The following is a 20,500-nucleotide window of genomic DNA, read 5'->3' as shown; positions in this document are numbered from 1 at the left end:
AGTTATTCCAAAAAGTGCGCTTGATTAAAATTCTCGGTAGGTGGTGCGACAATAAGCGGAGCGTTTGGCTCAAATCTGATTTGCGAAGCGTCAATATAGCTGCGATCGATTTCAAAAGATAACCATCGTCTCTGCATGGTTTCTGCCACCCGACCCGTCATATTTGAACCGGCAAAAGGATCTAACACTAAATCACCCGGTTCCGTACACAAATTGATGATAAATTCCGGTAATGCTTGCGGAAATCTGGCCGGATGTGGTTTCAATCCTTGTTCTTTACATCTTTTTTGATAGTAATCGTTTGATGATGTGTTTGAGGCTGAAATAACGTTGACAGGTTGTACTATAGGCTCTCCTATTTCTGTGGTTTCTTCTGCTTCTCTGGCATCTATAATATTAGGTGGAATTGCACCACCTCGATCGTTACTAAACTTGTTAGAAATGTGATGTCCGGAAGGTCTTAGCTTAGCAGTGTAACCATTTTTGAGAAGGTTCTGCATCGATTGGCTGTAAGGCTTTAAAACTCTTCTGTTATTCGCTTTTGGATGGGGGTCTTTAGCTAGCCACCAGATTGTATTGACGGCATCTTTAACCCTTTCTCTTCTGATTGTCACCCATTCGGCAGGTGATGGAAGTTTGGCTGGATTATACCAGTAAAGTTCCTGTGCTAAATAAAAGCCAAGACCGCCTTTTTCGGGAGGTTTGCAAAGTTTAATAACTAACTCGAAATGATAGAGCGATCGCACTGGATAACCTTTCACCCAAGTACCGCCAATGTCGATCGCCAGGGAACCTTTGGGCTGAAGCACCCGGTAAAATTGTTTGGCAAATGGCTCAAACCATTCAATGTATTCTTCTGCATCCACATTGCCATATTCTTTCTTTCGGACTAAAGCAAAAGGTGGCGATGTGCAAATTAAGTCGATACTTTCATCGGGAACTTGTTGGAGCAAATCTAAGCTGTCTCCCAGATACGCAGCACCAAGTTTAGTTTCGTAATATGCTTGTTGATTCAATCTCATAAATATTACGGTTTTTCATAGCCCAATGCGCGTGCTTTTAGTTTGGCGCTGCGGGGGTCAGTTTCAAAAGTTACCCAACCTTCCCTCTTCGCTCGACGGGGCAAAAATGCAATTTCAAATTGGGCAGTTTCTTTTTCTTTGCTAGTGCTTTCTAGGGTAACTTCAATTTGAACGCCTTCGGCTGTGCGATCGCCCTGATTTGTAACGGAAACCGGAACTATGAAGTGTTGCATAATTGGCTGCGGTTCTCCAAGCTGAACTTGAATCGCGGGCGGCATTTTACTCAGAGTTGCCGCATCGTAAATTAGGTAGCCCAGCGTACTGACAACAAGGAGCAAAGCCATCCCAAAAACAACCCATTCCAGCCAATTTTTTTCTCTTATTTTCATTGCAGTAAAAGCCTTCCCGCAGAAGCTCCCAAGGTTGCAGGCAGTGCTAGCACAACTGTTTGCGCCACCCAAGTAATCGGTGCAACTCCATCAAAACGCCCGAAAAACCAAAGCAGCGACGCCGAAGCAATTAGTGCGACAGCATAGGTGATAACGGTGCCGGAAACGGTAGTAAATAGACTCTCGCTGCGAGTGAACTGTTTCGCGCCGGTGAAGTTGCTATAAAAAAGGATAAGTGTGCCGAGAAGCATAGAAACTAACGCTAATCCTATCAATCTTTCTGATGAGATTTGCGTGGCGATCGTGATAATTTCTTCTGTCGGCGCTACGTTGGCAGCGAATAAAACCGCCCCGCATAAAGAAATGATAACTTGGCCCCAAAAATCAACTTCGTCTCGACCGGGACTGGGCAAGCCAGATTGCTGTTCTTCACCTTTCATCCCCGTATCCATGTTTTCTGGATCTGCGCCACCAAGCTGGGCTGTACCCACAGAAACGCCGATCGCAACCGTCATCGCTTCCACGACGATTTTACCGATAATTTCATCGGCAGTCATATCCAATGTGATGCGCCCCAACAACCAGAGGAAGGCAGCTGCAACCAATATTCCCAGTCCTAATTCTTCTACAGAATCGATTACCACTTCCAAACGGCTGGCAGAACGCCGCAATCCAGCGTAGCGGTTGTAACCCAGTAACAAGGTGAAAGTGGCGAGGAAGTAAAGGAAAATCCGCAAGGGATGTTCGGTAAAACCAGCCCACCATACTTCCATCGTATAAATTAGCGGCAAGCTGAACATGATACCGCCAACAACACCTCGGAAGTATTCTTGTAGGGAATCGGCAAGCGATCGCGCCTTTCCCAAATCGGTACGGCGACTATTCTTGCTAGTTTTGGAACTCATAGCCGTTAGAATCCCCAGCCATTGAATGCAGGGTAGTAATGGGTGATTGCAGATCTATCAGTTTGTTACATAGGCTACAAAACTTTTTTGCCACCTATGCTTAGTGTACTATCTGGGCGATCGTCGCTGGGAGAGCTGATGGAGTCAAAAGTCAAAAGTCAAAATTTCTCCCTCTTCGCTCTTCCCTAACCCCGACGCCCTAACCCCTAACCCCTCTCCCTCTTAATTTTTGACTTTTGACTTTCCCCCTATGGGCAGAAGTGTCAACAGTCATTCGTCATGGCCTATTTTTTTGTCGCTGTGTTTAGCCTTTCTATCATTAGGCACTCTATTATTAACAGTGCGAATAATCCAGTAACTCATGGATAAGGCAAGGATAGAAATTCCCAAACCGATCAGCTCTACTCCGTCAGTTTTTTTAAAGTCGAGAATAATGATCTTCCGAGCCACCGCTATCAGAGAAGTGACTACAACTAATTCGGCTTGAACAACGTGTTTTCGGAGGTATGCAGTGATATTCTCTAATATTTCCAGAGCTATTAATATGCTTAAAAATACACCAAATATATTAACTAAAAATTCGTTAAACCTACCAACTGAATGGTCAAAGAATAATTCTTTACCGAGAATGACCATCAAGTCAAAAACTGCGATCAGGATGACAACGACCATTGCCAAAGATAGGATTTTGGAGACAAGGGTTTCTATGTGTTCGATAAAGCCAAGAAACTCCTCGTCCTTGCCGTGACCGCTGATTCTTTTAGATACGTTCCTCAAAAACCCCATTTTTATGTTTACTTCATACAGAAGGCGATGCTGAAAGCATACTAGATTTTGGGTATTGCAGGAAAGTGTCGGCTGTTTTGATATCGGCTGTAATCGGCACTAATTTTACAGCGCAGGCTTTTAGTTCTGGTTCTAGGGAGTCAGGGCAAGCTTCTGGATGGGTGAGGGCGTTGGCTTCTGCATTTTCTGCCCAGAGTGCGCCCCAGTGCATAGGTACAAACACTGTTCCGGGAGCGATCGCCTCTGTCACTTTCGCAGGAAATCGCGCCATACCGCGACGGCTGCGGACTTCAACCCAAGTATCCTCCTGAATACCCAACTTCCCAGCATCGCGGGGATGTATTTCGATAAAAGGATTTGGGTGCATTTGGCGAATTTTTTCAATCCTACCCGTGCGGGTTTGAGTGTGCCAATGACCGTACAGACGACCAATGGTAAGGACAAAAGGATAGTCAGGATCGGGAGGTTCTGCCAATCCCCGCGAGTGATACGCCCCAAAACGGGCGCGTCCGTCGGGAGTATGGAAGCGAAAATCCGTGTAAAGCCTTTGAGATTGAGATTCAGCAGACGATGAGCGATCGGGACAGGGCCACTGTTGCGGGCCTTCGGTGGCCAACCTTTCGTGACTGACACCAGTCATATCGCAGGGACGTTTTCTCGTCAGCTGCACAAATTCCGCATAAACTTCGGCAGAATTGGCAAACTTGAACTGTTCTGTAAAACCCAAACGGCGTCCCACCTCCGCAAAAATTTCCCAATCTGCCCTTGCTTCGCCTGGGGCTTCGCGAAATGCCGAACAAAGAGTGATGCGCCGTTCCGAATTGGTCATCACGCCAGTTTTTTCACTCCACTGGGCAGCTGGGAGGAGAACGTGAGCGTAGTTAGCTGTTTCTGTGGGATAATAGGCGTCTTGGTAGACAGTGAAGGGCGATCGCCACAAAGCTTTTTTCGTGCGTTCCAAATCTGGCATACTCACAGCTGGATTGGTCGCCGCCACCCACAAAAATCCCACTTGACCGGCTTCTAACCCAGTAATCATCTCCCACACGGAAAGACCGGGTGCAGCAGAGATCCGTCCTGCCGGTAAACCCCAAAACTGCTCTATTTCGGCGCGATGTACGGCATTTTTCACAACTCGGTACCCTGGCAGGAGGTGGGCTAGACCGCCCGCTTCCCGTCCTCCCATCGCATTTGGCTGACCTGTGAGAGAAAATGGCCCCGCGCCAGGGTTGCCAATCTGACCTGTCATCAAGTGCAAGTTAATGATGGTGCGGACTTTGGCTGTACCTTCAGAGGATTGATTTACTCCCATCGACCACATGGAGAGAACTCGTTTCGATTCGCCCCAGTATCGCGCCGCCATTTCCAATTCATCGACTTTGATGCCGCACTTTCTGGCGACCAACTCTGGTGGATATTGGCGAATCACATCAGCATAGGCGGGAAAACCGCTAGTGCATTCGTCAATAAATTCGCTGTTAATGTAACCCCAACGCAGCAACAGATGGGCAATGCCATTTAACAAATCAATGTCAGTTCCGGGTTGGATCGCTAGATGTAAGTCTGCTGCTTCGGCAGTAGTAGTGCGACGCGGATCGACAACAATCATTTTGACTTTGCCGTTGTTTTTTTTGTGGTGTTTCCGCAGTCGATTGAAAATAATTGGGTGGCATTCGGCGGTGTTGGTGCCGATTAAAAAAGCACAATCTGTTAAATCCAAATCATCATAGCAACAGGGCGGACCATCAGCACCAAAACTTTGAATGTAACCTGCCACCGCACTAGACATACACAAACGCGAATTGGCATCAAAGTTATTCGTGCCGAGGCAGCCTTTTAATAGTTTTTGAGCGATGTAATAATCTTCCGTTTGAAATTGACCGGAGCCATACATACAAATGGCTTCTGGCCCTTGAGTGAAGCGAACGGTTTGGATGCGATTAACGATGGCGTTGAGGGCTTCTTCCCAGGTGACTCGTTGAAATGGTCGATCGAGCGATTCGCGCATCATGGGATATAGAAGTCGGTCTTTGTTTAAAGATTCCGCAATTGTGGCACCTTTAACGCAAACCATACCTTGACTGGAAGGATGTGCGCGATCGCCCTGTACTTTCCAGGTGGGATACCCTTGACTGTCTCGATTTACCGGCTTACCCGGTTGCGCTGGCGGCGATACTTCCAAACCACAGCCAACACCACAATAAGGACAAAGTGTTTTTGTTGAGTCAGTCATAAAATTTCAGATTTCAGATTTCAAATTTCAGATTTCAAATTTCAGATTTCAGATTTCCAATCTAAAATCTAAAATTTGAAATCTCAAACGACTATTCTTGTTCTTGTTCGTAAGCCAGCCAAGTCTTGGGAATTGTTGGCGTTACTTTTTCCACTTTTGCTTCTTCTGCTTCACCTTCATAGTGTGCGGCAAAGGAACCTTTAGGTTCTTTCAAGAAGAAGGCGCACAGGAAAGCGCAGACTAAAGCCGCTACACCCATTGTTGTAAACAGAGTCGGAGCGTCTGTCAAGCTAAAAACTGTCAGAAAAACTACACCGCCAAAGTTGCCATAAGCTCCCACATTTCCAGAGATTTGTCCGGTAACTTCTTTTTTAATTAGGGGTACGATCGCGTAGGTAGAACCGCAACCTGCTTGAGCAAAGTAAGCAGACAACATTGTTATCCCGATCGCCATCGGTATCGACCAGCTAGAGTTGATAAAGTGAGCCATCAGATAGCTAACTCCTACCCCACCTGCCAGAATTGTCATCGTCCATTTGCGACTTCCCAATTTATCGGAAATCAAACCGCCGCTGGGACGAGAAACTAAGTTCAAAAATGGATAGGTGGCGGCAATCATTGCTGCGGTTACGTGTTCGAGCGCAAAGGTTTTTTCAAAGAAAGCTGGCAACATAGAAACAGCTGCTAATTCGGAGCCGAAGGTGACTATGTAGCACAGTTCTAGAATAGCGACTTGACGAAACTGATAACGTTCTGAAGGCGCATAAATTTTCTTGCCTTCAACTACATCTTTATTTACGTGCCAAGCTTTAATAGTTTGGTAAACAAATAGCCATCCCAAGAGGAACCAAACAATTAACAACCCATCGCTATTGAGAAAGTGAATTTTAGGTTGAGCTAACCGCCAAGCCAATAAACCGAGAGCAAAAATTAACCCAAAATTCGATACCAGCATTGCGTAGTAGCTGCGAGCGCTCGTAACTTCCAACGCGCCAGCTTTTTTGGGTTTTTTATAGGTAGCGCCTGGGGGAGTATCTTGTACGTTATTGTAATAAACCCAGCCGTAAAGCGCGGCAATAATGCCTGTAAGTGCGATCGCCAAACGCCAGTTAGTTGCTCCTCCTCCCAGAAAAGCGGTAGAAATTGCGATGGTAGGTAGGGCAAATTCAGCACCAAATGCTCCGAAATTACCCCAACCTCCGTAAATACCTTCTGCAAGACCAATTTCTTTAGGCGGGAACCATTCGGACACCATACGAATGCCAACTACAAATCCCGCACCGACAATACCCATCAGCAAACGGCTGATGACTAATTCCGTAAAATTTTGGGACATTGCTGTAGCTAAACAAGGCACAACCGCAAACATCAACAAAAAGGAATAGGTGATGCGCGGGCCGAATTTATCTAGCAGCATCCCGATGATAATTCGCGCCGGAATTGTCAAAGCGAGATTGCAGATTAACAGGGTCTTGATTTGAGCTTCTTCTAGATGTAAATCCTTGCCTATTGTTGTAGCGAATGGAGCAAAGTTAAACCAACATACAAAGGTCAGAAAAAAGGCGAACCAAGTAAAGTGCAATATTTTGTATCGCCCTTTTAAAGACCACATTTCTAGGAGCATGAAAACCTTCCTTTAACTGCAAAATAGCGAAATTAAGACAATAATTCCTACTGACGAAGTTTGATATCGCCTGGATTACACGGATTCAACTTTTTAAACTAGCGATTTCAGATTAAAGTGCTAATTAAATCCAAAATGCTCTCATCCAAAATCCCAAATCTATTAAGCATCGATCGCAACTCGTCCGACTGGGTGGGATATGCAGGTCAAAATGTACCCTTGTTCGCGATCGCTATCATCGAGAGCTTCGGGTTCTCCTTCATATTTCACTTCACCTTCTAGCAGTTTCTGCTTGCAAGTTCCACAGGTTCCCGATCGGCAACTGCTGGGAATATCAACTCCTTCTTGTTCGGCAATATCTAAAACAAATTGGTTGCGATCGCAGTTAATTTCCTTACCGGATTTAACAAAAGAAATTACCGCAGCTTGAGAAATTTCTGACTGTTTGGCAGGCGCTGAAATAACCGGTTCTGCTAGTTGACCTGTTTGCGCTTCAGCAGAAGATGGTTGCGATTTGCCATTGAGAGAAGCTGTATCTAAGCTTGGCAATGGCGCAAAATCCAATTCATCTATCTGAATTTTTGCCGAACTATCTGTTTGTTTTTCCTCTTCTGTCTTTAATCTTGCCCCAAATTTTTCGATGAGCAAATCCTGCAATATCGGCTTCAAATCTTCACAAGGAATACCCTTTTTTACACAGCTACCGAGTTGGGCATCCTTACCTACCTTGCCACCCATAAAGAGGTCAACGCCTTCCACAGCTTTGCCATCTTTGCGCGTTTTTGTACCCATTAAACCGATATCGGCGACTTGGGGTTGACCGCAGGAATTTGGGCAACCAGTCCAGTGAATTCTAACTGGTTTGGGTAGAAATAATTCTGCATCCAATTCCTTAATTATCCCTAACGCTCGATTTTTGGTTTCAATTAAGGCGAAACCGCAGAATTCTCCACCTGTGCAAGAAACTAAGGCCCGTTGCAAAGGTTTGGGATCGATCGGAAACTTTTGCAGTAAAGGTTCTGCTAAGAAAGCTTGCAGACGAGTATCTGGAATATTGGGAATAATCAGATTTTGCTCGACAGTAAGACGAATTTCGCCACTACCGTAAACTTCCGCCAGTCTCGCCAGTTCAAACATATCGCTGGCATACATCCGTCCGATGGGAACGTGTAAACCGACATAGTTCAAACCGTGTTGTTTCTGACGATAAACGCCGATATGGTCGCGCTTTTCCCATTCGATTTCATCTTTTTCTGCTTCCGGTTGCAGGGGACGACCCAGATATTTTTCGACTTGCGATCGAAAACCCTCCAAACCCAATTCATCAATCAACCACATCAGGCGCGACTTTTGTCGGTTTGCCCGCAATCCGCTATCGCGATAAACTTCTAAAATAGCCCGACTGACAGGTACAACATCTTCCGGTGGCACCCAAGCGTGCAGAGGAATTGCGGCATCGCAGCGTTTGGCAGAAAAGAATCCACCAACCAAAACGTTAAATCCGATAACGCCATCTTTATACGCGGGAATGAAGGCAATATCGTTAATTTCAGCGTGAACTGAATTATCGCGGCAACCTGCCACTGCAATGTTGAATTTCCGGGGCAAATTGCTAAATTCCGGGTTACCTTCACCGTTTTTGGTAATCGTATCTTGTAGGTTGCGCGTGATGCCGACTGTATCGATCAATTCATCGGCATCGATACCTGCAACAGGCGAACCTGTAATGTTGCGAACATTGTCCATACCGGACTGCACGCTAGTTAAACCGGCTGACAGCAACCGATTGAAAATATGCGGTACGTCCTCAATTTGAATTCCTCGAATTTGGATGTTTTGCCTAGTAGTAATATCGGCATTGCCTTCTTTTTGAAATCCCGAAGCTTTTGTGTAACGCTGCACGATTTCTGCAAGTACTCGCATTTGACTGGCGGTTAAAATGCCATTGGGTATCCGCAACCGCAGCATAAACTTGCCAGGAGTCACAGCGCGATAGAAGAAGCCTACCCATTTGAGGCGATAATCGCGATCGATTTCATCCATCGCCTCCCAACCGATTTGGGCAAAATGCTCTAATTCTGCTTTGATGGCGAGTCCATCTTTTTCCGCTTTGAATTTTTCAAATTTGTTCTGCGTTGCGGTTACTGTAGCGGTGCTTGTCATCGATTAATTCTCCTCAATCCTTAAATGCCTACCCAAACTTGCTATTAGCTCCAATGTTTACATTTACCGATTGACACCATTAAAAATAGTTTCATAAGTTTAGCAATTGCCAAGCAGAAATCCTGTTTTCGTCAATAGATGAGTTTTGGATGTTAATAAAAGTGTGAACTTTATCTGCTCCTAGCTTAATTGCTTAACTTCTGAATGTTTGGTTTAAATTCCTTTTATGTCAGGTTAAACATTCCGATCTATTAATTTCGTAGAATTTGCTACAAAACATAAGTTTAATCTTACATATCTATCTTCAGAGGTATTGTCTCTGCCTTGGGGGGAATAGCAAATAAACGCAGGATTAAAAAGTTGTTTCCAGCGAACAAGTTTGACTTGATTGGGTGCAGGCATTTGCATCTATATTGAGCCAGCTGTGCTGCTTTCTTGATTTGTCTATTAGTTACGCTATGGGAAATACAAGGGTAAATTCGTATACATAGTTACAAAAATAGGGTAAATATGAGTTCAGTGCATATGAATAATGCTGTTTCTACATCGATTGCACGTCTGGGAATAGGGAATAGGGGATAGGGAATAGGGGCTAGGGGCTAGGGAAGAGGGAAGAGGGAAGAGGGAAGAGGGGAGAGGAAAAAGATGTATTCCCCCACTCCCCCACTCTCCCACTCCCCCGCTCCCCCACTCTCTCTTCCCCTAGCCCCTAGCCCCTAGCCCCTATTCCCTTATTCCGCATGAGCAAAGCGCCGGAAGAGGAAGTCCAAGGCGTAATTACGCAGTTCGTAGTATTGTGAATCTTCCATGATGGCGGCTCGATCGCGCGGACGGGAAAAAGGAACTTCCACGATCTCGCCAATCTTGGCGTGCGGGCCATTAGTCATCATCACTACCCGATCGGCAAGAAACAGCGCTTCATCTATATCGTGGGTAATCATCAACACAGTAACGCGGTTTTGCCGCCAAATTTGCAGCAGCTCTTCTTGCAGTTCCTCCTTGGTGATGGCGTCCAAAGCACCAAACGGCTCATCTAAAATCAAAATTTCCGGACGCATAGCCAAAGCGCGTGCGATCGCAACTCGCTGTTTCATCCCACCCGACAGCTGGCTGGGGCGCTTGTGGGCAGCTTCTGTCAGTCCCACCAACTCCAGATGTTGCCTGGTAATAGTCATTTTCTCAAGCTTGGATTTGTTTCGATGCGCCGCTTTCACTGCCAGGTAAACGTTATCAAAAGCAGTCTTCCAAGGCAAAAGCGCGTAATTTTGGAACACCATCATTCTGTCTGGGCCAGGTTTGGTAATGCGGGAACCGCGCAACCGCACTTCTCCATCAGTCGGCTTGTTGAAACCGGCCACCATATTCAACAGCGTAGACTTCCCGCACCCGGAGTGACCGATGACGCAGACAAATTCGCCTTCGTAAACCGTGAGGTTAACATCTTCCAGAACTGTATAGGGGCCTTTGGGTGTGGCATAAAGCTTGGAAACGTTCTCGATTTCCAGGATCGGCGCTTTTGGTGGAGTTGGCTGTTTTTGAAGGGTGGTTGCAGTTTGCATAGTATGGGGAATGAGGGTAGGGTGGGACATAATAATTTTCTTTTTTGGAAAAATGTCGCCCTTGGGCGATAAAATTCAGTTCTCGGAAAAATGGAACCAATTGGTTCCATTTTTCGGGTTAACATCCGAGGGAAAAAGTTAAGCCGCCTCAGTTGCTGTTCGATCGATAACAACTTCTTGGATGTTAAACTCGCGGCAAATAGTCAGGCGTTTGAGATAGCCGAGAGGATCGTCCGGGTCAAACACTACACCGTCAAACAGTTGGAAAGGTTTGCGATCGGGTTCGATATCGGGCCATCCCAACTGACGCGCCGCTTCACCGAACAAGTCTACCCGACGCACTCTTTCTAAAACTTCGATCCAGTTCTTGGGGAAAGGAGTAATATTCCAACGCGCCAGCTGAGTCAAGATCCATAACCCCTCAGCTCTACCCGGACAGTTAGCATTGTCGTAGTGAAACAAATTAAATCTGGGCAGCAGTTGAGTTGGTGCGCCCGTACCAGAGTTATAGTGACCCAAGAAACCGGGACGGATATATTCAGCCGCCACACCAACATAGTTTGGCTGACACAACCATTGCAAAATTTCTTCGCGGTTGCGCCGATCGTCACAATAGGCGCAAGCTTCTAAGATAGCTTTGAGCAGAGCGATATGAGTTTCAGGAAACCGATCTGCCCAATCTTCTCGCACTCCCAGCACTTTTTCAGGATTTCCCGGCCAAATATCCAGGTCGGTAGCGATCGCAAAACCCAAACCTTCGTAAATGGCGCGGCAATTCCAAGGTTCACCCACACAGTAACCGTCAATGTTGCCAGCTTTCAGGTGCTTCACCATTTGTTCTGGTGGAACAACTACCAGATTGACATCTCGGTCTGGATCGATACCTCCGGAAGCCAGCCAGTAACGCAGCATGAGATTGTGCATCGAGGACTCGTGGACGATGCCGAGAGTGTAAACTCGATCTTTATTTTTGGCGATCGCTGCTTTAAAATCTTTGAGCGTGCGTACCCCTTGCTCGAATAATCTATTACTTAAGGTAATGGCGTTACCGTTGCGACTGAGGACTGCGCCAGTAATTACGGGGATGGGAGTGTTGCCACCCATACCCAAAGTCATGGCTAAAGGCATACCCGTCACCATTGGGGCGGCGTCTAGGCGTCCGGTGGCGATACCTTCTGCGATCGCATCCCAGCTTTGTTCGCGGTAAAGGTTAACTTCTTCTAACCCATATTTTTGGAATAAACCTTTTTCTTGGGCAACTACCAAGGGGGCGCAGTCTGTGAGGGGAAGAAAACCAATGTTTAAGTTGAGTTTTTCTCTAGTTTGAGAAACGATCGCACCTTTGGTATTGGTATTGCCTGCTGCTGCTGTTTGCTTCGCCTTGCGTTTCTTATCCCGCTTTTGCTGATTCAGGAAATAAATCATTTGGTTACGCAAGTTGTAGTAAATGGGATGATTTACTACCTCCATGCGGTGGCGAGGTCGCGGAATGGGGACTTCCAATATTTGACCGATGTGAGATTCTGGGCCATTGGTAAGCATGACAATGCGATCGGACAGCAGTAGCGCTTCATCAACATCGTGAGTTACCATCACGCAGGTGACATGGCTTTCTTCGCAGATTTGCATCAATTGTTCTTGCAAGCCACCCCGCGTTAAGGCATCCAAAGCACCGAAGGGTTCGTCCAGCAACAGCAACTTGGGCCGAATGGCTAAAGCGCGGGCGATCGCCACTCGCTGTTTCATCCCGCCGGACAATTCGCAGGGGCGCTTATCGGCTGCGTGTCGCAAGCCTACCAAATCTATATGATGTTCGACAATGCTGCGACGATCGCCTTTAGGTTGACGTCGCATGACTCGATTGACAGCCAAAGCAATATTTTGGCGTACCGTCAGCCAAGGTAGCAGCGAATAATTTTGAAACACCACCATGCGATCGGGCCCTGGCTGGGTAACTTGTCGCCCTTCTAAGATAACGCCGCCTTTTGTCGGGCGATCCAAACCTGCGATCGTATTTAGCAAGGTGGATTTACCGCAGCCAGAGTGTCCGATTAAGGAGATAAATTCACCCTGTTTTATCTTCAATTCGATATTTTTGAGGGCGACATAACTCTCACCATTCGGTAAAGAGAATATGCGGTCTACGTGATCGACTTCTACGAATACAGACATACTTTAGGGGTTAGGGGTTAGGGGCTAGGGGTTAGGGGTTAGGGGAAGAGGGAAGAGGAGGAATTTTTGAATGATTGACTTTCCCTAACCCCTAACCCCTTTCTTTTGACTTTTGACTTTTGACTTTTGACTTCCCTATTTGTGTTCTGCTGGGACAACGATCGAGGCGATGTAGGCGACGAGGCGATCGAGTAATAATCCCACTACACCGACATAAATTAGGGCGATGATAATTCGGCTGAGTTGAGAGTTGTTGTAAGCATCCCAAATGAAGAAACCGATGCCAACACCACCTACCAACATTTCTGCTGCCACAATTGCCAGCCAAGATAAACCTACGCCAATTCTCAAACCTGTAAAAATGTACGGAACTGTCGCAGGAAACAAAACATTAAAGAAATACTCAGGCCCTGATAATTGTAAGACTCTAGCAACGTTTCTGTAATCTTGAGGCAGTTGCTGTACGCCCACCGTAGTGTTGATAATAATCGGCCAGATGGCTGTGATAAAAATTACGAAGATAGCGGATGGATTGCTTTGTTGAAATGCGGCTAGAGAAATGGGCAGCCAAGCCAAGGGTGGAATTGTACGTACTACTTGAAATATCGGATCTAAAGCGTCGTACAAGAATTTGTTAGCGCCGATCGCGATACCCAGACTTATTCCTACCACGGTGGCTAGCGAAAAGCCGATCGCCACCCGTTGCAAGCTGGCAAATATTTGCAATGCCAAGCCTTTATCCGTACCGCCGTTATCAAAAAAAGGATTGATAATCAAGGGATTCCAAGTGTCTTGCAGAACTTGTAATGGCCCTGGCAAACCTTGCGATCCCGGCGGACAAAGCACTTGCCATATCACCATAAATATAGCGAGCGCAATTAACGGGCGAATTACTTTGGCTGAGTTTTTTTGCAGAAATACATTTATGGGATTCCGTCCCCTGCGTATATTCAACCTTCTTTCCAGTTGAGCCGTCATTCTTTTCTCCAGTTACCAATCAATTTTGAATTTTCAACTGTCAATTTTCAGATTTTAGATTTGAAATCTAAAATCTAAAATCTGAAATTAAATAATACTAGGCTTTCTTGATCGCCAGACCCTTTAAATACTCTTCCGGTTTTTCGGGATCGAACTTCACACCATCGAAAAACGTTTCCACACCGCGAGATGTACTGGTCGGTATTTCCGCATCCGCAACTTTCAAAGCTTTCGCTGCTTCTTTCCACAAATCTTCGCGGTTTACTTTATCAACAAGTTCTTTTACGTTGGTATCAGCAGGGATATAGCCCCAGCGAATATCTTCAGTTAAAAACCAGGTGTCGTGACTCTTATACGGATAAGAAGCAAAATCTGACCAGAACTTCATCAGTAGAGGACTGCTCTGAACTAATGGGCGACCGTCGCCATAATCGATGTTGCCTTTAGAACGTTCGATAATATCTGCTGCTGGTACGGCAAACCACTTCTGTTGCGAGACAATTTGGCACATTTCCTCTTTGTTTTCCAGCTTGTCGCACCACTGCTGCGCTTCCTGTACTGCCATCAAAATTGCCTTCGCTGCTTTGGGATATTTATCTACCCAATCCGCACGCATCGCAAATGCTTTTTCTGGATGGTCTTTCCACAATTCTCCGGTAACTAAAGCTGTGTAACCTTTGCCTTGGTTTACCAGCTGCGCGTTCCAGGGTTCTCCCACACAGAATGCTTCCATGTTACCCGTTTTCATGTTCGCTACCATCTGCGGAGGTGGAACGGGAATCACAGAAACAATATCCTGTTTCGTGACATCGATACCACCAGATGCTAACCAATAACGCATCCACAAATCGTGCGTACCGCCAGGATATGTGATGGCAACTTTGAGGTCGTTTTTGCCAGCAGCTTTCTGCTTTGTAAAAGCTTCTTTGAGTACTTTGCTATCCAAACCAAGCTTGTATTCTTTATAAGTACTAGCAACAGAAATAGCTTGCCCGTTAGTATTTAACCTTGCCAAAAGGTACATGGGAACCGGTTGCTTGGTCTTTGTTTGTCCCAAGCTCATCAAATAAGGCATGGGACTGAGGATATGCGCTCCATCAATACCACCGCCTTGAGAACCGAGTTCTAAATTATCGCGAGTTACCGGCCAGGAAGCTTGTTTGAGTACTTCCACATCCTTCATACCGTACTTGGCAAATAAGCCTTTTTCTTTAGCAATAATTAGAGGGGCGGAGTCTGTCAGAGCGATAAATCCCAGCTTGGCAGCAGTCACTTCTGGAGCGTCGCCGTTGCTGACATTTACAGCAGGAACTGCGGAGGGAGATGAAGTCGAATTCGTTGTCGAAGTTGTATTGGCGGAGTTGGAAGTACAGCCGTGAGCGAGTAGAGTACCGGCTGCGGTTGCTCCTGCTGTAATAATAAATTGCCTTCTCGTAAATCTGGTCATTTTCATTCACCTGTCGGTAACTAATTCTGCGGTTGTGGTTTTTTGTTGCGCTACAAATATTTTTGCACAACCCTTATAGGGAATTCTGGGACGGCGTTAATTATTGCCTCCGCAGAAATCGGTAGAGTGTAGGTAGGGCAGATTTAATTTGGATAAGTCTAGAAACTTTTCTGCTTAATAAAAAGCCAGCACTTAACCTACACTTTACACGAAAATATTTCCCCAAAAAGTATCATTTGTAGCAAAATGCAACTAACTCAAAAAAACTTGCTTACTCTACTTGAGATCGGGTAGATCGAGCGTAAAACATTTTTAGATTTAAATCTGCCCGATCGCTGGCTGTTTGCCTCAGTTTAAATTAAACACAGGTAAGCTGCTGTTCCTTTAATTGAGCGCCGAAATGCTCGATTAATAAATCAACTAAAACAGGCTTCAAATCTTCGCAAGGAATACCCTTCATTAAACAATTACCTAGATGAGCGTCCTTGCCTACTTTTCCGCCCATATAGATATCAACTCCTTCGAGGGTTTTGCCATTTTTTCTGACTTTGGTTCCCATTAAACCAATATCGGCTACTTGGGGTTGACCGCAAGAGTTTGGACAACCAGTCCAGTGAATTCGTACTGCTTTACTTACAGATATTTCGGCTTCCAATTCCTGAATAATTTCCAGCGCCCGGTTTTTAGTTTCGATGAGGGCAAAGTTGCAAAATTGCGCCCCTGTACAAGAAACTAACGCCCGTTTTAATGGTGCTGGGTTGATGGAAAATTTATCCAATATCGGTTCGGCTAAGAAAGCTTGTAAGCGCGTATCGGGGATGTTAGGAATAATGACGTTTTGTTCGACTGTGAGGCGAATTTCTCCACTGCCGTAAACGTCTGCCATCCTTGCCAGGTCAAACATATCTTGGGCATACAGTCGTCCGACGGGGATGTGCAAGCCAACATAGTTCAAACCCAGTTGCTTTTGACGAAAAACGCCGATGTGGTCGCGTTTTTCCCAAACTATCTCATCTTTTTCTGCTGCTGTTTGTAGGGATTGTCCTAGCTGTTTTTCTACTTCGGCTCGGAATTTGTTTATTCCCCACTCATCTATCAGCCACATCAAGCGTGCTTTTTGTCGATTCGATCGCAAGCCGTTGTCTCGATAAACCATTAAAATGGCAACAGACAAGCGCAGCACATCGCTGGGTGAAACCCAAGCGTTTAGCGGTACAGCAGCTTCGCAGCGTTTGGCGGAGAAAAAGCCGCCGACTAGCACGTTAAATCCTAAAATTCCCTTTTTATAAGCGGGAACGAAAGCAATATCATTGATTTCGGCGTGAACCGAGTTGTCGCGGCATCCGGCGATCGCAATATTAAATTTCCGAGGTAGGTTGGTAAACGCAGGGTTACCTTCGCCGTTATTGGTAATCGCGTCTTGGACTTGACGGCAAAGTCCCCGCGTGTCGATCAGTTCGTCCCCATCAATCCCTGCTACTGGTGAGCCGGTGATGTTGCGGACATTATCCATACCCGACTGGATGCTCGTCAAGCCGACTGCTTTGAGCTTACAGAAAATATCGGCTAAGTCTTCTATACGAATACCGCGCAACTGAAAGTTTTGTCTGGTGGTGATATCGGCATTGCCGTCCGAACCATACCGCTGTACTATTTCGGCTAGGGTTCGCATTTGATCTGAGCTGATGATGCCGTTGGGTAGCCGCATCCGCATCATGAACTTGCCAGGGGTGACAGGACGGAAGAATATACCCAACCATTTGAGCCGATGTTCTCGATCGGTTTCATCCATTGCTTCCCAGCCCATCCTGGCAAAGTCTTCTAGCTCGGCTTTGACTGCTAAGCCATCTTTTTCGGCTTTGAATTTTTCAAATTTGTTCAGACTTGCCGTTGCTGTGGCTGCGTTTGTCATGAATTATCCCTCGTGCTAACCTGCCTCTGGAATTACCGCCTGAATGCTTACGCAAAGCTAAAACGTGAATTTGGCTTTTCGTGCTGGGTTTGCCGCCCGATATATAAGCCTAAGTTATGTGTTTTGGATTGTTAGTATTAAGTTATCGGCACTATTTGTTTCAATTCGTATCTTTGATTACAAAATGTTTCAATATATGAAGAAATTGCATAAAACTAATGCTGCTTTTGCATGACGCATCGCCGATAAAGCTGATGTGCGTACAAATGGCATTGTTGGCTCGCCGGCAAGTAGAGGCGCAATATAGTTAACTTTGTGAATGCAGCTTGGTGTTAGCCGTAAAAAGTTATGACTGATGGGTGATGACGAAAGGCAAAACTTGCAAATTATGCAAAAATAACATTAAAATTATCGATTATCAGCATATAAACTAAAGTTTAGTATACCCTTATACGAAAATTTTGGCTAAGCGAAAATACCTTTAATCTTCATAAGACCTATTCCAAACCTCCAATGTGAGAAAGCGATCGCCTCTAAAAATTACGGGGCGATTTTTTGTAAAAATTGCGATAAGGCAGGTTAAGTTGGAAATATTGCTTTTGATTTTGTCAAATTTAATAAAAACAGGCATTCGGTATGAAAGAGATAAATTCAAGGATAAGCTTGCCAACGGAAAAGACAAAATCATTAAAGATAAAATTACTGAAAAACAGGTCAAATAGTTAAGCGAAATTCAAGTGGAAAGTTGAGCAGATGATGAGCGATGTTTTAGAACAAGCTACTATTGCAGCCAAACAACAAAATTGGGCATTGCTAAATCAATACATCAGCCAGATGCTAGAGCGTAAAAATTTCCTGGCAACCAATGTTACACGTATACTGGATTGGGCTTTGGAGATTTTAACAGAAGGAGATTTTCAAGAACGCTGGGATGTGGCGAAAGTGTTCCCCAGCTTGGGAAATAGAGCGATCGCGCCTTTGATTGAGATTTGGAAAGACGAAGAGGCAGAAGAAGAATTACGCTGGTTTGTGGCACGCATATTAGCAGAATTTGACAGCATAGAAGCGGTAACCGCTTTAGTGGAGATTTTGAAAACGTCACAAACGGAAGAACTAAGTGCGATGGCAGCAGAAGCGCTGGCTAATTTGGGACAATCGGCGCAGAAACATCATGCTTTCCGTTTTGCGATCGCAGCTTTGACGGAGTTATTAGCAGCAGAAGAAACGCGCCTGTTGGCGGTACGCAGTCTTTCCCATATCCGCCGTTCCGAGATCGTTACCCCTCTGTTAGGTGTTGTTAAAGATAAGCAAGTGTCGGTGCGTGCAGCTGCGATCGAAGCACTCAGCAGTTTTCACGACCCCCGCATCCCGCTAGTACTGCTAAATGCTCTCAAGGACGTAGCTGCGCCAGTCAGACGGGAAGCGATAATTGGTTTGGGACTGCGGTCTGACTTACTGGAGGAATTAAATCTGGTCAGTCAAATCGTACCTCTGGTTTGGGACTTTAATCCAGAAGTTTGCGCTGCTGCTGCCAGTACGTTGGGACGCCTGGGAACTGACGCCGCTGCTGATGCTTTATTTCAAGTGCTGAGTTCGCCTTCGCTACCAATGTCGTTACAGCTGCAATGCGTTCGTTCTTTAAGCTGGATCGAAACACCAAGGGCTCTGGCACATTTACAAGCAGCGCTTACCTTTGCGCCGATCGCTACATATCAAGAAATCGTAACGCTTCTGGGACGAGTGGAACAGGCGCATTTAGCACCCGACGCCGCTCGCATTTTAATCGATGCTTTGAAATCCCAGCATCCAGCACTTCAAGATTCCAGTGTCAAACAAGCTTTGGCAATCAGTTTGGGACACCTAAAACATCCCCAAGCAATACATCCTCTGATTCAGATGCTGGCAGATCCGGATTTGGGGGTAAGGCTGCACGCAACGGCGGCGCTCAAAAAATTTCCCACCGCAATTGTACAATTACAGCAGCTGGCTGGCAACGAAAATCTCACACAAGAATGGAAACAAGGAATTGCGATCGCCCTTCAAGAATTTTAGATTTTAGATTGAAAATTCGATCTGATATCCAAGATCCAATCCTGGGCTGTATCAAAATCTACTAAAATACAGTCGCAGATCGGCTAAGGTCAAAGCAACACCTAATTGTCAAGCGGGCTACATCATCATGCGCGTCGAGCAGTTACAGGCATTTCTGGCGATCGCTGAAACAGGTAGCTTTCAGCAAGCAGCGCGAAAATGTGGCGTTACCCAATCCACGATCAGCCGGCAAATTCAGTCCCTGGAAACAGATCTGGGTTTGCAGATGTTTCACCGGAGTACCCAGGCAAAACTAACCCTGGCAGGGGAACGCTTTTTACCCCGCGCTCGCAAAATCTGCCAGGAGTGGGATAATGCGACGCAGGAATTATCGGAGTTGCTGGCAGGGAAACAACCGGAACTCTGTGTAGCCGCTATTCCTTCTATCTGCGCTTATAATTTACCGCCGGTATTGCAAAAGTTTTGTCAAGACTACCCAGCAGTACAATTGCGAGTGACGTCCCTGGGTAGCGATCGCGCTTTGAAAGTCCTCAAAGATGGACTGGTCGATGTCGCTATTGTGATGAATAATCGCTTTTTAACCGCCAGTCCGGAAATGGTAGTCGATGTACTTTATACTGAGCCTATAGAAGTTTTAATGGCGGCAAACCATCCCCTGGCAATGTACGAACGGATACCGTGGTCGGAAATCACCCGTTACCCGCAAGTCGTATTTAAGGTAGGCTATGGGATGCAACGTTTAGTCCAAGATCAATTTCAGCGTTTGGGCGCACCGATGAATGCAGTGTTGGAATTGAACACGCTGGATGCCTTTAGAGGAATGGTGCGACAAGGTGATGCGATCGCCTTACTGCCCAAAACAGCCGTGATTGATGCCCATTACGACCCGACGCTGGTGGTGCGATCGACTGGCGAACCGACTTTGAAGCGTCAAGTGGTATTGGTGACAACGTGCGATCGGATTCAAATTCCACCAATTAAACATTTCCGTCACCTAGTTCACAAGTTAATCGGTCTCCAAACTGAATTGCTGAGCGTTTCCTCTCCAACTACCAGTATCGCTGCTTCTTTGCCGCAGAGTATTGCAATATAAAAAGGGCGTCGGGGTTAGGGGTTAGGGCGTCGGGAAAAGGGAAAGGAAGAGGGAGAGCGGGAGAGCGGGAGAGCAACACAACCGCAGAATACCCCAGAAAACCAGAAATTGTAGATAATATTTCCCCCCACTCCCCCCACTCCCCCACTCCCCTAGCCCCTAGCC

The 20,500-nt window shown here is 46.0% G+C and carries 15 protein-coding genes; 3 read left to right on the top strand and 12 right to left on the bottom strand.

Translation table 11 applies throughout. The features are described from left to right. Positions 1 to 2 precede the first annotated feature (2 nt). From H6G03_RS08735 to H6G03_RS08680, 12 genes are all read right to left on the bottom strand, one after another. Positions 3 to 1,022, bottom strand: a complete 1,020-nt coding sequence (locus H6G03_RS08735) for a DNA-methyltransferase (RefSeq protein WP_190463935.1) — start codon at positions 1,020 to 1,022, stop codon at positions 3 to 5. A gap of 5 nt (positions 1,023 to 1,027) precedes the next feature. Then, on the bottom strand, positions 1,028 to 1,411 hold the full coding sequence (locus H6G03_RS08730) for a hypothetical protein (protein WP_190463934.1): 384 nt from the start codon (positions 1,409 to 1,411) through the stop codon (positions 1,028 to 1,030). Continuing rightward, the gene (locus tag H6G03_RS08725) at positions 1,408 to 2,316 is read right to left on the bottom strand and encodes a TIGR02587 family membrane protein (protein WP_190463933.1); all 909 of its coding nucleotides are present in this window, start codon (positions 2,314 to 2,316) and stop codon (positions 1,408 to 1,410) included. The genes H6G03_RS08730 and H6G03_RS08725 overlap by 4 nt, the downstream gene beginning before the upstream one ends. A gap of 270 nt (positions 2,317 to 2,586) precedes the next feature. Then, positions 2,587 to 3,102 carry a phosphate-starvation-inducible PsiE family protein gene (locus H6G03_RS08720; protein ID WP_199315218.1) on the bottom strand — a complete coding sequence of 172 codons (516 nt, stop codon included), beginning with the start codon at positions 3,100 to 3,102 and terminating at the stop codon, positions 2,587 to 2,589. Positions 3,103 to 3,115: 13 nt separating this feature from the next. Continuing rightward, positions 3,116 to 5,335, bottom strand: a complete 2,220-nt coding sequence (locus H6G03_RS08715; protein WP_190463931.1) for a molybdopterin oxidoreductase family protein — start codon at positions 5,333 to 5,335, stop codon at positions 3,116 to 3,118. 91 nt (positions 5,336 to 5,426) lie between these two features. Next, positions 5,427 to 6,959, bottom strand: coding sequence for a NarK family nitrate/nitrite MFS transporter (locus H6G03_RS08710; RefSeq protein WP_190463930.1), 1,533 nt, complete (start codon positions 6,957 to 6,959; stop codon positions 5,427 to 5,429). 162 nt (positions 6,960 to 7,121) lie between these two features. After that, positions 7,122 to 9,122: a ferredoxin--nitrite reductase gene (locus tag H6G03_RS08705; RefSeq protein ID WP_190463929.1), complete on the bottom strand. Its 2,001-nt coding sequence runs from the start codon at positions 9,120 to 9,122 to the stop codon at positions 7,122 to 7,124. A 731-nt stretch (positions 9,123 to 9,853) separates the two neighbouring features. Then, a complete protein-coding gene (locus H6G03_RS08700) occupies positions 9,854 to 10,681 on the bottom strand; it encodes an ABC transporter ATP-binding protein (protein ID WP_190463991.1) in 828 nt (275 codons plus the stop codon). Between the two features lie 138 nt (positions 10,682 to 10,819). Beyond that, complete coding sequence (locus tag H6G03_RS08695) at positions 10,820 to 12,853, bottom strand: nitrate ABC transporter ATP-binding protein (protein WP_190463928.1); 2,034 nt, start codon at positions 12,851 to 12,853, stop codon at positions 10,820 to 10,822. Positions 12,854 to 12,988: 135 nt separating this feature from the next. After that, positions 12,989 to 13,831, bottom strand: coding sequence for a nitrate ABC transporter permease (ntrB, locus tag H6G03_RS08690; protein WP_190463927.1), 843 nt, complete (start codon positions 13,829 to 13,831; stop codon positions 12,989 to 12,991). A gap of 97 nt (positions 13,832 to 13,928) precedes the next feature. Continuing rightward, positions 13,929 to 15,278, bottom strand: coding sequence for a CmpA/NrtA family ABC transporter substrate-binding protein (locus H6G03_RS08685; RefSeq protein WP_190463926.1), 1,350 nt, complete (start codon positions 15,276 to 15,278; stop codon positions 13,929 to 13,931). Between the two features lie 358 nt (positions 15,279 to 15,636). Then, the gene (locus tag H6G03_RS08680; protein ID WP_190463925.1) at positions 15,637 to 17,190 is read right to left on the bottom strand and encodes a ferredoxin--nitrite reductase; all 1,554 of its coding nucleotides are present in this window, start codon (positions 17,188 to 17,190) and stop codon (positions 15,637 to 15,639) included. Positions 17,191 to 17,705: 515 nt separating this feature from the next. Here H6G03_RS08680 and H6G03_RS37525 point away from each other — a divergent pair. The 3 genes from H6G03_RS37525 (at position 17,706) to H6G03_RS08670 (ending at position 20,335) form a co-directional block, all read left to right on the top strand. Beyond that, a complete protein-coding gene (locus H6G03_RS37525) occupies positions 17,706 to 17,912 on the top strand; it encodes a hypothetical protein (protein WP_191057292.1) in 207 nt (68 codons plus the stop codon). 31 nt (positions 17,913 to 17,943) lie between these two features. Next, a complete protein-coding gene (locus H6G03_RS08675) occupies positions 17,944 to 19,242 on the top strand; it encodes a HEAT repeat domain-containing protein (RefSeq protein WP_242057177.1) in 1,299 nt (432 codons plus the stop codon). 127 nt (positions 19,243 to 19,369) lie between these two features. Then, complete coding sequence (locus H6G03_RS08670; RefSeq protein WP_190463924.1) at positions 19,370 to 20,335, top strand: LysR family transcriptional regulator; 966 nt, start codon at positions 19,370 to 19,372, stop codon at positions 20,333 to 20,335. Positions 20,336 to 20,500 lie beyond the last annotated feature (165 nt).

Source organism: Aerosakkonema funiforme FACHB-1375 (assembly GCF_014696265.1).
GTDB lineage: Bacteria > Cyanobacteriota > Cyanobacteriia > Cyanobacteriales > Aerosakkonemataceae > Aerosakkonema > Aerosakkonema funiforme_A.
Note: the sequence above shows the minus strand (reverse complement) of the source record. Positions and strands in the feature narration are given on the sequence as shown.